Here is a 14,067-nt window from a genome sequence, read left to right as displayed (position 1 = left end):
CTTTATTGGCCAAAATGAAATATAAGGCCGGTTTTGAAGAAACTTGAACCGGGCTCCTCCATCTCCGCTTTATTGTAAAAGTCTTTATAGATTTGACCGCCTCTGTACACATCAAAATAAAAGCCTATTTTATTGCCGTTTTTAAGTGTTACCGGGGTGCTTGATAATCCGATAGTGAAACCTCCGGAGTATTTATTATAGCTGAATTCCGGTGATGTGCCCGTGTTTTTTGCTTCCTGAATAAAACTCAACTGGCCCGTGTAACCAAGTTTAAGCTGAATTAGGCCCTCCTGGTGAAATTTTCTATAAATCCCAAAACTGTACACCAAAGGGACCATAATTTGATATACATTTAATGTTTTCTCACCGTTAAATTGGTTTAAGCCATCCTGATAAGTGAATTTTTGGCGGTTGTACATTATATCTGCTCCCGTTTCAATGGCGTTTTTTCCCAGTGGCAGTAAAACTCGCGCCCCGGCATTTGCTCCCAAATTGGTAGCGCCACTGTAGGCGTCAACAGGTGTTTCTTCCATTTCATCAAAATGCGTGTTTTCTGCAATTCCACCTTTGTTTATACCGCCCTGAATACGATAAGCAGGTTGCCATTTTTCCTGCGATATTTTTGTGCTGCTACAGGCTGCAATAAGTATTGTAGACACTATTAAGATTCCGGTTTTTATTAACTTCATGAGCGAAAAATTTAATTGTTTGCCACAAAGAAATAGCGACCGGAAAAATAAATGGTCTCATTTAAAAATTTATAAGTCTCACTTTACAGGAAATACAAAAATAGTAGTTTCAAAAAAGTGAGTCTATTTGTTTAAATAAAAATAAGACAACAATATAGGAGTTTTGTGTTAAAGTGACACTTAATGTTCAGCTTCAGCCTATAAATTTATTATCCATTGAGCATCATCTTTAATGGTTGTGTAGGTGCTTTTGCTGAACCGCTTGCTAAAACGGGCATCCCAAAACCATTTTTCAACCTTTTTGCGGGCATCATCGGGCATGGCTGTATGGTCGGTTCTGAAAAAATAGTATTGCAATATAATGATGTGGATTTGATAGGAGCTTAATCCGGTGGTGATGCGCATATCATGAAGCAAGTCTACCGCCCGGCTGATGGCATTTTGTGTTTTGTGCCACAGGTTTTTAGCCAATTCCGGATTCAGCTTAAGTTGGTACGAGCTCCTGCAATCGTCAAAAGCATTGAGGGCCAGGGCATGGGTAAAAACTTTTTCTGTTAGTCCGCCGGCTTTTTCAATTTTTTGTATGCTGTTCACCTCATCAATTTTTTCTTTCAGGTCAAAATCTGTCGACCAGGTAGTGGCATGAACTAGGTCAAAAGACGTAAGTCGCTTACCACCCTGATTGATGCGTTCAAAAATTTCGACCACTTCATCCAGTTCATAATTGAGTGTTTTTACCACACTAACCGGATAATTCATAAGTATTTCGCGCACATTGGTCCAGTTGTCATAAATGCGTTTTGAATCAGATTTCAGTTTTTCGGCTATTGCATTAAACGCCTTTTCGTCGAAAATTTTCCAGGCAGGAAAAGCATATTTTTCATTTTTTCGACGTGGTACCCGGAATGTCTCAGCCGCCGGATTAAAACAAATTTGTGCATAATTGCCGCTTTTATTATTTAACCCTTTCATGGCCATAAACAGCGATAAAATCCTTTGCTGGCCGTCCAAAATAAATTGTGTAGCGCCATTTGTGCTTTTTTGAGGTATTTGCAACTCTTCGGTAGTATGTATGAAGTTTCGGTATTTTTCCGGAGCTATCCATAAAAAGAAAGTACCAATAGGATATTGTAAATAAATGCTGTTGAGTAGCAGAACAACCTTGGGGCGTTCCCATTCATAATCGCGCTGAAAACGTGGAATTTTTATTTCTCCTTCTTGTAGTTTATTCACCAAGGTTGGCAACGTCCAGTCGGTTACAATTTGAATATTGGTATTCCTCATAAAGCATTGATTTTGTTTTGCACAAGATAAAAAAATCTGGTGATAAACCTTTAAAGTTCAAATTACAATTGAAAAAATCAATTTTTTTAAACCTGTGCTGGGTTCTGTAATACAGCAAATTATGGAGTATATGAATGCTTTCTGGTCAATGGTTTATCAAGAAAAATTCCTGTCCATGCAACCATTTTGTAGTTTTGTAACACTCTACTAATGACAAAAAAATTGAAATGTCATTGAAAATTTTAGCCGACGAATCAATCTTAGTTAAAAAATGCCTTGCAAACGACCGGCAAGCGCAAAAACTTTTATACGAAAAGTATAAGCATACTTTTTATACAATAGCCATAAGAATTACAGGTAATAATGAGGACGCTCAAGATGCTTTGCAAGATGGCTTTGTCGATGTATTTCAGAATATGGATAATTACACGGGAAAAGCATCACTTTATTACTGGATGAAAACCATTATTGTAAGGGCGGCAATTAGGAAAATTGAGAAGGGCATTCAATGGCGGCAGATTGAGCATTATGAGGAATCTTTTTTATTCACCTGGGATGATGGTTTAACCGGAGAAATACTTGAAAGGGCCATTGCAAGTCTTGAAAAAGGATACCGAACCGTGTTTTTATTGGTTGAAGTAGAAGGGTACAAACATAAAGAGGTTGCCCAAATGCTTAACATATCAGAAGGAACATCGAAATCGCAACTTTTTCGTGCCAAAAAACACTTGCAGCAAATTTTAAAATCGCACCGACCATGAAAAATGACGGTTTAAATAAGGCAATCAATAATTTACCGGAACATAATCTCAATGAAGATTTATGGCCCGTCATTGCGGCAAGGCTCGATGAAGAACAAAAACTTCGGAATGCCATAAATGATTTGCCTCAGCATGAGTTAAATGATGAAATCTGGCAGGGCATAGAGAAAAATATTTCTGCGAAGAAAAATTACCGGTTTTACAGAAAGCATACAATGCAAATTGCAGCCGGTTTATTGGTACTCATTGGCATGGGATGGTTTACTTCACAGGTCGTGCAGCACCAGGCAGCAGGAGAGATTGCGTATTCCGAAGAGATGATTGATAGACCCGACATCAGCATACGACAATTCAACCCTACCCTTGCCGAGATGGACCGCAGCATTGAACAGTTTTGCCAGGTAAGGCCATACCAATGCAACTCTGAGGCATTCCGTGAACTACAATCGCAGCTGCAACAGGTACAGCAAGCCCGGCAGGAAGTATTGCAAATGTTAGAAGAAACAAAAAATCAACAATTGATTAAGTATAGCAACAGACTGCATAACCAACAGGTTGAGATAAAAAAGCAAATGATAGAACTTGTTATGAAAGAATAGAATAAAGTTAATCTGTTTTAACCAGAAATATTATGAATACAAAAATTTTTATTTTTCTCTTTGTTTTTCTGCCGTCATGTGCACTTGCACAAACAGATACGGTTATATACTCTACGGAGCAAAAAAGCCGTGAAGATTTGACCAAAAACAAATGGTACGCAAAATATTTTTTGAAGGAAGCATCTTCTGTAAAGCACTTTTGGAAATTAAATTTCAGCGATTATATGAAATTTAGACCCTCTATAGCATTAGAAACAAGGCTGGGTAATCAAAGCACCTTGCTGTTTGATGTAAATGTTGATGTGTCAGGAGTTCTCGGGAAAAACCGTTATTCCCAATACCTAGAAGATTGGGGGGTTATTGAAGAACACCTTTTTAATATTGCATTGAATACCAGTGTGGAATATCGCAATTACATCAACCTAAAAAGAAGAGAGCGGAAAGGATTATTTACACATGGGTTTTCTGCCTCCTATATAGCAATTGGAGTGCATGGTACATTTAACTCTGCAAATGTGACAGTACCAATTGAGGGTGTTGTTTTTGCCAATATTCAAAATGGTGACGACCCTGTTCGTGTGGATGCAAAAGGTGTAAAACTTCTGACACTTGAACCTGTCATTAATGGAAGTTACACAGAAGCAACATTGAAATATGGCCTGCATCGCCGTCTTGGAAATATCGGATATGTAGATTTATATGCCGGAGTTGGCTTTGGTAAGAGCAGTATATTTGACTTTATCTACATAAAACCGCTGCTTGGTTTCGAAATTGGATTTGCATTTGCAAAATTACAAAAATAGTCGTTTAACCCCTGAAAATCAAAGAAATGATACTATCCTATAAGCATATTTGTTTCATTACATTACTCTTAATTTTCGTTTTAACGGGCAGTTTACGGGCCCAAAATGATTCAACAAAATCAAATCAACAATATGGTGTACACTATCAATTGTTGATTGAAGACAGAACAGAAATTCAAAAACTATGGAAATTTGATGCGATTGAGTTTGCGAGTTTGTCCCCAAATATCCGGTATGAGCATAACCTTAAAGGAGATTGGACAATGCAGCACGGGGCATTGATTGCATGGCGCACATATAGTTATTTTAGAGAGAATTATACATTGGTACATGCAAGTTTGTTTTCATCCATCAGATATTATTACAATAAAGACCGCAGAAAAAGACTGGGAAAGAATGTCAATAGTTTTGTAGGAAACTATTTTGGGTCTCAACTAAACCTTGGTCTGCAGTCTTCTGTATCAGCGCGTCGCAAACCAGATAACCATTTTATTCCGGGCGTTTATGTGTATTATGGGTTGCAGAGAAGGTTAGGTAAAATTATGTACCTGGATTTCTTTTGTGGAATAGGTGCACTCTATAATTTTCGGGCAGCTTATTTTAATCAGGATAAAGGATTGCAGTTTGCGGCTACCATTGGATTGGATATTGGATTTACTTTTGAGAATTTGAATTTTAATCGCCTAAAATAATTGGTTTATGCGTTTATTAGCACTTTACATATTGTTCATGTTGATGTTTTCGCTGAGTTGGTCGCAAACCAGTTATCAGGTAGTAACCCGGGTGCTTAAAGATAAACACCCGTATAATGGACAGGTAATATATATCAACGGGCAAAATGCAAAAATCAATGTGCATAGTGGCAGTACATCTGAAGTTAAAATAACTGTAAAACTAATCGCAAAACATCCACAACTTAATCAGGCTAAAGAAGCAGTGAACGCAATGGAGTTCATTCAAAAGGTTCAGGACCGTAGTATTTATTTGAATAATTATGTGTTGTTTAAGGACAAACCAGATAAGCAAACCTTATACGAGGTATTTTATGATGTAATTGTTCCCGAGAAAGCACAATTAAGCATTAAGAATAAACCGGGTAATGTAGTTTTGCAAAATTTGAAGGGAAAGGTTGAAATAAATCAACAAATGGGTGAAGTAACGTTGAAAGACTGTCATCTAAATTTGTCTGTAAATCAGAGTGTGGGAGGACTTGAAATTATTCGGGGTCATATAAATGGAAAAATTCAAACAGATTATGTGGACATCATCATGAGAAAATGCACCGGAAACATTGACATTGAATCTAAGTTTGGAAATATTACAATGCACATGAATAGCAGCCTGGAGAAACTAAAGATTAGTGGCAATAATACAGAAGTAAATATTATCAATACAAATTGTTATGAGTTTAATTATAAGCTGGAAACATCAGGTGGAAATATATCTTTAAATGAATGCATCAAAGATGGGGGCCATGTTGTGAGAAACACATTACATGATAATCAGAATAAAAAAGTTTATCAAGTCGAAAAACGACCTGATAATACAGTAATAGATATTTATACTAAATATGCCGATATTAATTTTTACTAAGTAATAAATAGGATTTAAAGATAATAACCATGAAAAAAATGATTAGCGTAATATCAAAATGCATGTTTGTTTTTTTTACAAGCATTATAGCCGTTTCCTGTATACCTAAAGAAGAGAAGCCCAATTGTTGTGAGCAGAATGATACAGTAAAAGTCTTAACGATAGATACATCGCTGCTTTATTCAACCCCCTATTTTAAAGAATCTAAACGTTTCTCTTATGTCGATTCAGTAGGCAATCAGGCTCATTTCTTGTTTAATCAGGAATACACGCTACTCGATTATTATTATGAGCATTATACCGGTGTTTGCGATTGTGATGAGAATTATTTGCAAAGGAAACTTGAATATTCTCAATATGCGAAAAATAATTTATACTCAAGTTATCATGCATCAATTAGGTTTGGTTTGTATGTTTATTTTGAAGCAACACCACCCTACAATGCTTTTTACGAAATTAATTATAAAAAAGATCAAAATTTGGTAGCAAGTTTTATAACTGATTTAGACGATTACAATGCAGACCTGCCGGAAATTACAATAAATAACACTACCTTTTATGATATAAAGCTTGTAATGGGAGCAGGCGATACAATAATGGTTGCAAATTTCACACAAGGAGTTGTTGCCTTTAAAGATTCTGTAAAAAAATGGTGGACACTCGACCATGTTGAACTTGTAGACTAATTTTGTATGGATGGATTCGAAATTGCAGGCAAATTGTTCATTGAATAATTATAAATTGTAATCTTTTATAGTTTTATTTTTACGTGTGGCTCAACTCTTTTGCTGTCTTTTTTATAATAAAAACATATTAAATTCTCTATGTGTTTAGATTTGTTTTTAATTATTTCTAAATTTGTTGGACATCAAATTTCAACAATTCTACAATCATGCGTGCATTTCTTATATCGCTTTTTATGGTGTTTTTTGCTTACTCCGGTTTTGCTGCAGACGAGAAGCACCAGGTTTCTGAAGAAAAGGAGCTCGATGTTAAAGAGGTAATTATTGGCCACATTGTAAATGACTATAGTTGGCACATTCTAACCACACCTGAAGGTAAGCAAGTTTCAGTACCATTACCGGTTATTTTGTATAGCCAGCGTAGTGGCTTCCACTTTTTTATGTCCAGCAAATTTCATCATGGTCAGGATTCCTACAAGAATTTTAAGATTGCGCAAGAAGGTTACAACGCAGGAAAAATTGTTGAATTTGATGAAAATGGAAAAATATATGGGAGTGGGCTTGTAGACCTTTCTATAACGAAGGTGGTTGTAGGAATGTTTGTAGCCGCAATAGCACTCTTATTGATTTTTTTAATTGCTGCGAAATCAGCCAGAAAAAGCTCAAAGAATGCTCCGCGCGGTGTGTTGGCATTTGTAGAACCCTTGATTTTGTTTGTTAAAGAAGAAATAGCCGAATCGGCCATAGGTAAGAAATCTAATCATTTTCTTCCTTACCTTTTAACGGTATTTTTCTTCATTTTTCTTGCCAATTTGTTTGGTTTAATACCTATTCCTCCCTTTGGAGCAAACGTAACAGGAAATATTTCGGTAACAGCCTCTTTGGCATTGATCACTTTCAGCATAACTACCATTCGCGGCAACCGTAATTACTGGAAAGATATTTTCAATACACCCGGAGTACCCTGGTGGTTGAAGGTTCCCATACCGTTAATGCCTATTGTAGAGGTTGTTGGTGTATTTACCAAACCTATTGTGCTGGCCATTCGTTTATTTGCTAATATGACAGCAGGCCACATTGTTATGTTAGCTTTTATTTCTTTGATATTTATTTTTGGGGCAATTGCCCCAGCTGTAGGTTTGGCTGTTTCGCCCGTATCTATTCTTTTCAGTGTATTTATGATTATTCTCGATATACTGGTGGCATTTATACAAGCATTTGTTTTCACGCTTCTTTCAGCCATTTACTTTGGAATGGCCGTGGAGGAGCATCATTAATACATCATTAAACTATTTATTATGGTATCATTATCAGTATTACTTGCAGCAGGAGCGGCCTTAGCTAAATTAGGAGCGGGGCTGGGTGCCGGAATTGCAGTTATTGGGGCCGGAATTGGAATTGGTCAAATTGGTAGTAAAGCCATGGAGGCCATTGCACGCCAGCCAGAAGCTGCGAACGACATTCGTTCAAACATGATTGTTTCTGCAGCTCTGATTGAAGGTGTGGCATTCTTTGCAATTGCTGTAACGTTCCTTATCCTTTTCGTATAAGGTAAAAACAACAGGCTCCGTTCGGCGATTGGCCGTTCGGGCCTTTTCAAAACTTAAAAAGTTTTACTATGGAAATAATAATGCCTGAAGTAGGAGTTGTTTTTTGGACCATTTTGGCCTTTCTTGTTGTATGGTTCATTTTGCGTAAGTTTGCGTGGAAACCCATTTTGAAAATGCTGAATGAGCGTAATCAATATATTGAGAATGCGCTCAACTCTGCCGACAAGGCAAAAGAAGAGATGCAGAAAATGGAAGCCAAAAATGACGAGCTTATTAAAGAAGCTAAGCTTGAAAGAGAACAACTGCTCAGAGAAGCTCGTGATTCGCAGGACAAAATTATTGCTGAAGCCCGTGAAAGTGCAAAACAAGAAGCTTCGCAAATGATTGAAAAGGCCCGCAAAGAAATTAGAGCCGAACGCGAAACTGCTTTTGCTGAAATGAAAAATGAAATTGTAGACTATTCAGTTCAAATTGCTGAAAAAATTCTTCGTAAGGAATTTGACAACAAAAAGACGCAGAAGGAAGTGGCAGAGCGTTATATGAAAGACATTAAAACGAATTAACACAGCATTGCTATGAATGACAGCATTATTGCACGTCGATATGCCAAAGCATTGTTTAAATTAGGGTTAGAAAAGCAAAACCTCGAAAGTTATACTGTTGATTTAAAAAACCTTCAACAAATAATTAAGCAGGATGAAAATTTTCGTTTTTTAATCGATAACCCCGTCATTGCTGCATCAAGGAAAAAAGCAATTTTTAAAACTTTGTTCGATGGCAAGTTTCATGCAGAAGTAATTGCTTTTTTAAACCTCTTAATAAGCAAAGGAAGAGAAGAATATTTGCCAGATATAATTCGTGCATTTATTACTATTTACCAGAAACATGCCAATATTCAAAACGTTGAAATAACAACTGCCGTCGATTTTGAGCAGACATTAATAAACGAAATTGGCGATATACTTGAAAAAATGACTGGAAAATCCAGTGAAATAGAAACATATACCGACCAGGATTTGATCGGCGGATTTGTGTTGCGTGTAGGCGATCAGCAGCTTGATGCCTCAGTTAGCGGACAACTCAGGTCCATCAAAAATCAATTATATAATAAAAACTAAAACATCTAAATACAATGGCTGAAATTAAACCTGCAGAGATTTCGGAAATTCTCAAAAAAGAAATCGCCGGAATAAGCTCAAAGTCCGGTTTCGAAGATGTGGGCACAGTGTTAACAATTGGTGACGGAATCGCCCGTATTTATGGTTTACAAAATGTAAAAGCCAACGAATTGGTTGAGTTTGTCAATGGAACAATGGGTATAGTGTTAAACCTCGAGGAGGACAATGTTGGTGTTGTACTTATGGGCCAAACCGGCGATATTGGAGAAGGCGATACTGTTAAGCGTACTGGTCGTATTACTTCTATCAACGTTGGTGAGCAATTGCTGGGCCGCATCGTAAATACTATTGGAGAACCATTAGACGGTAAAGGAGACATTGGTGGAGAAACTTTTGAAATGCCGTTGGAGCGGAAAGCCCCGGGTGTTATTTACAGAGAACCCGTTAAAGAGCCACTGCAAACAGGTTTAATTGCTATCGACTCCATGATTCCAATTGGACGCGGACAGCGCGAGTTGATTATTGGAGACCGTCAGACAGGTAAAACAGCTGTTGGGATTGATACCATTATTAACCAGAAAGAAAATTATGACAAAGGTGAGCCGGTTTATTGTATTTATGTTGCCATTGGGCAAAAAGGCTCTACTGTAGCCAACGTAGCAGCCACACTCGAGAAATACGGCGCCATGGATTATACCGTAATTGTAGCTGCAAATGCGGCAGACCCGGCTGCATTACAGTTTTATGCACCTATGGCTGGAGCTGCCATTGGTGAATATTTTCGCGATACCGGCCGTCATGCGCTCGTCATTTTTGACGATTTATCCAAGCAGGCCGTCTCTTACCGTGAAGTCTCTCTGTTGTTACGCCGGCCACCAGGAAGGGAAGCCTATCCGGGTGATGTTTTTTATTTGCACTCCCGTTTGCTCGAGCGTGCTGCAAAAATTATAGAATCCGATAAAGTTGCTCAGAAAATGAACGACCTCCCCGATAGCATTAAAGATAAAGTGAAAGGCGGAGGAAGTTTGACAGCTTTACCCATTATCGAAACACAAGCCGGTGATGTTTCGGCCTATATTCCTACCAATGTTATTTCAATTACCGACGGACAGATATTCCTGGAGTCTGATTTGTTTTTATCTGGTGTAAGGCCTGCTATTAACGTGGGAATATCCGTGTCGCGTGTTGGTGGAAATGCCCAAATAAAATCAATGAAAAAAGTAGCAGGTACATTAAAAATTGACCTGGCACAGTTTCGGGAGCTGGAAGCTTTTTCAAAATTTGGTTCAGATTTGGATGCAGCTACTAAAGCAGTGTTGGATAAGGGTAAGCGTAATGTTGAGCTTCTCAAACAGCCACAGTACAATGCTTATAAGGTTGAGCATCAGGTTGCACTTGTTTTTTGCGGAACCAAGGGTTTGCTAAATAAGGTTCCGGTAGATAAAGTAAAAGATTTTACAAAAGATTATTTGAATATTATGGAATCGCAGCACCGTGATGTGCTGGACACTTTGCGTGAAGGAAAACTGACCGATGAGGCAAAAGAAACCATGACAAAGGCAGCCAAAGAGGTTGCAGATAAATACGTGAAATAAATAAACAGGCACAAATATGGCCAATTTAAAGGAGATACGTACCAGAATTGCATCTGTAAAGAATACAAAGCAGGTGACCTCAGCCATGAAGATGGTTGCAGCTGCAAAATTACGTAAAGCTCAGGATGCAATTATTAAAATCAGACCGTATACCGATGCCCTCCATAAAGTTGCCGGGCAAATTGCCGCTGCAAGTGAGGAAGATTTTTATAGTCCGCTTATTGAAAGCCGTGAACCAGATCAAATGCTTATCGTGCTTTTTACCTCAAATAAAGGACTCTGTGGCGCCTTTAATTATCAAATAACCAAAGCAGCTCTAAGTTATGTTAGAACGAAGCATGCCGATTTGCTTGGGCAAGGAAAGATTCAGTTTTTAACTATTGGTCGAAAAGGCGATGAACTCATCAGGAGAGAAGGATTTAAAGTATGGAAAAACGCCGATGATTTATTAGCTCAAAGTAAGTTTAAAGAGAGTGCCTCCCTCGCAAACGACCTTATGAAAGTTTTTCTTAATAAAGAGTTTGATAAGGTAGTTTTATTTTATAATGGGTTTAAAAATGCCGCTGTGCAACGGGTCACACAGGAAAATTTTTTACCGGTTGATATATCGCACAAAGATAAAGAATTTGATACAAATTATATTCTTGAGCCCACAGCGGGAGAAATAGTGACCGATTTGATGCCCAAAATTTTGCAAATTAGTTTACACAGTGCTTTGTTAGATTCGCTGGCTTCTGAGCACGGCGCGCGTATGACAGCCATGCATAAGGCTACCGAAAACGCAACTGATCTAATTAAAGACCTGACATTGAATTACAACAAAGCTCGTCAGGCCGCTATTACAAACGAAATTACTGAAATTGTGAGTGGGGCCAACGCCCTGGGTAAGTAAAAAAATTTATATGGCATGTTTGACAATGCATGCCGTTTTTTGTTTATCTCCCTTTAACGTTTATTTTTGCCTGAAATTTATCATCAATGTGGATTAATATTGCTAGAATAATTCTCCGAAATCGTGTTGCCTTTCTAATTGCTATTGCGCTTTTTACAGCATTTATGGCCTATAAAGGCAAGGATGCAAAAATGACTTATGAGTATGCGCAAATGTTGCCAGATGATGATACTACAAATCAGGAACATCTTTATTTTAAAGAAATTTTTGGAGAGGGAGCCAATGTTTTAGTTATTGGTGTTAAAGACACGACCTTTTTTCAGTTGAATAAATTTAACGACTGGCAACATTTATCACTCGATTTAAAAGACATTGTTGGTATAACAGAAGTAGTATCCGTAGGGCGGGTAGTTAATATTAAGGCTAGCCGTCGGGAACAAAAGTTTGTAACTAAACGGGTATTCCCCGATACCGTAAAAACACAGCATCAGCTGGATAGTCTCGCCCAAGAACTTAATAACCTGCCATTTTATAAAAACCTGATGTATGTGGATAGCACCCATACATATCTCATGGCTATCACTCTTGGCCAAAAGGTGCTTAACAGTAAAGAAAGAGTTGCAATAGTTGACTCAATTCATTCTAAAGCGAGAGCTTTTGCTAAAAAACATGATCTGAAACTCGAATATTCAGGTTTACCTTATGTAAGGACAGAAATATCAAAGAAAATTAAAGGAGAGCTGGGCATGTTTGTAATACTAGCATTCATTGTTACAGCCATTATTCTATATTTATTTTTCAGGTCTTTTAAAGTCGTATTCTTTTCATTGCTTGTTGTAGCCATCGGTGCAGTCTGGTCTTTTGGGTTTCTGGCACTCTTTAATTTTGAAATCACCATTCTTACCGGAATGATTCCGCCATTACTTATTGTTATAGGTGTTCCCAATAGTATTTTTTTGCTCAATAAGTACCATGCCGAGTATAAGAAGCATGGCAATAAAATAAAGGCGCTTCAACGGGTAATCAGTAAAATTGGGAATGCCATCTTTCTGACTAATTTAACCACTGCCTCTGGTTTTGCTACGTTTATTTTAACAACTAGCGCAATACTGGTTGAGTTTGGTATTTTGGCCTCCATTAATATTCTGGGCGTTTTCTTTTTGGCCATCACCATGATTCCCATCATTTTTAGTTTTCTTCCACCACCCCGGCGCAGACATGTAAAACATCTCGATAATAAATTGGTAAAACGGTTTATCGATAGTCTGGTACACATTACCGAAAAACATCGACCTAAGGTATATATTTCTACAGGAGTAGTATTGGTTTTAATTGTAATCGGTATTTCACAAATGCACACCACAGGTTACATGATTGATGATATACCCCATAACGATCCAATGTACCGGGACCTTGAATTTTTTCAGGAAGAATTTGGTGGTATTATTCCATTTGAAATCATGATTGATACAAAAGAAAAAAATGGAGTGCTTGATCTCGATAATTTGCGGCGCATTGACACATTGCAAAAAAGACTTGCTGAGTATTCAGAGTTTAGTAAATCGATGTCGGTGGCAGATGCCGCCATGTTTTTGCGGCAAGCTTATCGCGGGGGTGATCCCAGGCGGTATAAATTACCTGTCGAACGCGAACGCGTGCGAATTGCCAGATATTTGCGCAATGCAAAAGAAAGTGGTAGCCTTATTAATTCTTTTATTGATACCGCAAAACAAATAACCCGCATTAGTATGAACGTGAAAGATGTGGGTACTGAAAAAATGGAGAAACTCAAAGCTAAAATACGCAAGGAAGTAGATAGTGTATTTTCTCCAGAAAAATATGATGTAATTATAACCGGATCAAGTGTAATATATTCGAAAGGCACCCGGTATCTGATACGAAATTTATTTATCTCGCTTGCTATTGCCGTTGTTCTTATTGGCGTGTTTATGGCTTTTATGTTTTATTCCTGGCGTATGGTCGTTATTTCTCTGATTCCAAACTTTATACCACTTCTCATGACGGCAGCCATTATGGGGTTTTTCGGAATTCCAATAAAAGTGTCAACCATATTGATTTTTAGTATAGCCTTTGGTATCTCAGTGGACGATACGATACACTTTTTGGCCAAATACAGGCAGGAACTCAATGCTTATGACTGGAATATTTCAAAAGCTGTTACCACAGCCATCAGAGAAACAGGCGTAAGCATGATGTATACAAGTGTAATCCTCTTTTTTGGGTTTTCAATATTTTCTGCTTCTGAGTTTGGCGGCACACAAGCATTGGGAATATTAGTGTCTTTAACTTTGTTGTTTGCAATGTTTTCGAATTTAATTTTATTGCCTTCGTTATTACTAACCCTCGAGAAAATGATTACGACACGTGCATTCCGCGAGCCGCTCATTCACATATATGATGAAGACGAAGAAATTGAGCTGGAAGATCTTAAAGTGAGTGGATCACAAATAACCAAAAATAGTGAGTAATTATTATTGGT

Annotated in this window: 15 protein-coding genes; 13 read left to right on the top strand and 2 right to left on the bottom strand. The window is 37.7% G+C overall.

What is annotated here, in order from left to right:
- Nucleotides 1-2 precede the first annotated feature (2 nt).
- Nucleotides 3-689, bottom strand: coding sequence for a hypothetical protein (locus ACTB0Y_RS00660; RefSeq protein WP_463204852.1), 687 nt, complete (start codon nucleotides 687-689; stop codon nucleotides 3-5).
- A gap of 198 nt (nucleotides 690-887) precedes the next feature.
- Nucleotides 888-1,973, bottom strand: a complete 1,086-nt coding sequence (locus ACTB0Y_RS00655; RefSeq protein ID WP_463204851.1) for a DUF262 domain-containing protein — start codon at nucleotides 1,971-1,973, stop codon at nucleotides 888-890.
- Between the two features lie 227 nt (nucleotides 1,974-2,200).
- Here ACTB0Y_RS00655 and ACTB0Y_RS00650 point away from each other — a divergent pair, with 227 nt between their 5' ends.
- The 13 genes from ACTB0Y_RS00650 to ACTB0Y_RS00590 all read left to right on the top strand — a co-directional run bounded on the left by ACTB0Y_RS00650 (nucleotide 2,201) and on the right by ACTB0Y_RS00590 (nucleotide 14,056).
- Nucleotides 2,201-2,734: an RNA polymerase sigma factor gene (locus ACTB0Y_RS00650; protein WP_463204850.1), complete on the top strand. Its 534-nt coding sequence runs from the start codon at nucleotides 2,201-2,203 to the stop codon at nucleotides 2,732-2,734.
- On the top strand, nucleotides 2,731-3,333 hold the full coding sequence (locus ACTB0Y_RS00645) for a hypothetical protein (protein ID WP_463204849.1): 603 nt from the start codon (nucleotides 2,731-2,733) through the stop codon (nucleotides 3,331-3,333). The genes ACTB0Y_RS00650 and ACTB0Y_RS00645 overlap by 4 nt, the downstream gene beginning before the upstream one ends.
- A gap of 32 nt (nucleotides 3,334-3,365) precedes the next feature.
- Entirely contained in the window at nucleotides 3,366-4,136 is a 771-nt protein-coding gene (locus ACTB0Y_RS00640) for a hypothetical protein (protein WP_463204848.1), read from the top strand.
- A 26-nt stretch (nucleotides 4,137-4,162) separates the two neighbouring features.
- Nucleotides 4,163-4,828, top strand: a complete 666-nt coding sequence (locus ACTB0Y_RS00635; RefSeq protein WP_463204847.1) for a hypothetical protein — start codon at nucleotides 4,163-4,165, stop codon at nucleotides 4,826-4,828.
- A 7-nt stretch (nucleotides 4,829-4,835) separates the two neighbouring features.
- Entirely contained in the window at nucleotides 4,836-5,729 is an 894-nt protein-coding gene (locus tag ACTB0Y_RS00630) for a DUF4097 family beta strand repeat-containing protein (protein ID WP_463204846.1), read from the top strand.
- Nucleotides 5,730-5,758: 29 nt separating this feature from the next.
- Nucleotides 5,759-6,415: a hypothetical protein gene (locus tag ACTB0Y_RS00625; protein ID WP_463204845.1), complete on the top strand. Its 657-nt coding sequence runs from the start codon at nucleotides 5,759-5,761 to the stop codon at nucleotides 6,413-6,415.
- A 206-nt stretch (nucleotides 6,416-6,621) separates the two neighbouring features.
- Nucleotides 6,622-7,689 carry a F0F1 ATP synthase subunit A gene (gene atpB / locus ACTB0Y_RS00620; protein ID WP_463204844.1) on the top strand — a complete coding sequence of 356 codons (1,068 nt, stop codon included), beginning with the start codon at nucleotides 6,622-6,624 and terminating at the stop codon, nucleotides 7,687-7,689.
- Nucleotides 7,690-7,710: 21 nt separating this feature from the next.
- The gene (gene atpE, locus ACTB0Y_RS00615) at nucleotides 7,711-7,962 is read left to right on the top strand and encodes an ATP synthase F0 subunit C (RefSeq protein ID WP_463204843.1); all 252 of its coding nucleotides are present in this window, start codon (nucleotides 7,711-7,713) and stop codon (nucleotides 7,960-7,962) included.
- Nucleotides 7,963-8,030: 68 nt separating this feature from the next.
- On the top strand, nucleotides 8,031-8,525 hold the full coding sequence (gene atpF, locus ACTB0Y_RS00610; RefSeq protein WP_463204842.1) for a F0F1 ATP synthase subunit B: 495 nt from the start codon (nucleotides 8,031-8,033) through the stop codon (nucleotides 8,523-8,525).
- Nucleotides 8,526-8,537: 12 nt separating this feature from the next.
- Nucleotides 8,538-9,080 (top strand): ATP synthase F1 subunit delta, encoded by a 543-nt coding sequence (atpH, locus tag ACTB0Y_RS00605; RefSeq protein WP_463204841.1) that lies wholly within the window; start codon nucleotides 8,538-8,540, stop codon nucleotides 9,078-9,080.
- Between the two features lie 14 nt (nucleotides 9,081-9,094).
- Complete coding sequence (gene atpA, locus ACTB0Y_RS00600) at nucleotides 9,095-10,675, top strand: F0F1 ATP synthase subunit alpha (RefSeq protein ID WP_463204840.1); 1,581 nt, start codon at nucleotides 9,095-9,097, stop codon at nucleotides 10,673-10,675.
- 16 nt (nucleotides 10,676-10,691) lie between these two features.
- Nucleotides 10,692-11,567, top strand: coding sequence for an ATP synthase F1 subunit gamma (gene atpG / locus ACTB0Y_RS00595; protein WP_463204839.1), 876 nt, complete (start codon nucleotides 10,692-10,694; stop codon nucleotides 11,565-11,567).
- 86 nt (nucleotides 11,568-11,653) lie between these two features.
- Entirely contained in the window at nucleotides 11,654-14,056 is a 2,403-nt protein-coding gene (locus ACTB0Y_RS00590) for an efflux RND transporter permease subunit (RefSeq protein WP_463204838.1), read from the top strand.
- The last annotated feature ends 11 nt before the right edge of the window (nucleotides 14,057-14,067 follow it).

The organism is Salinivirga sp., from assembly GCF_055145285.1.
The sequence above is the reverse complement of the archived record's forward strand: the minus strand, read 5'-3'. Positions and strand labels throughout refer to the sequence as shown.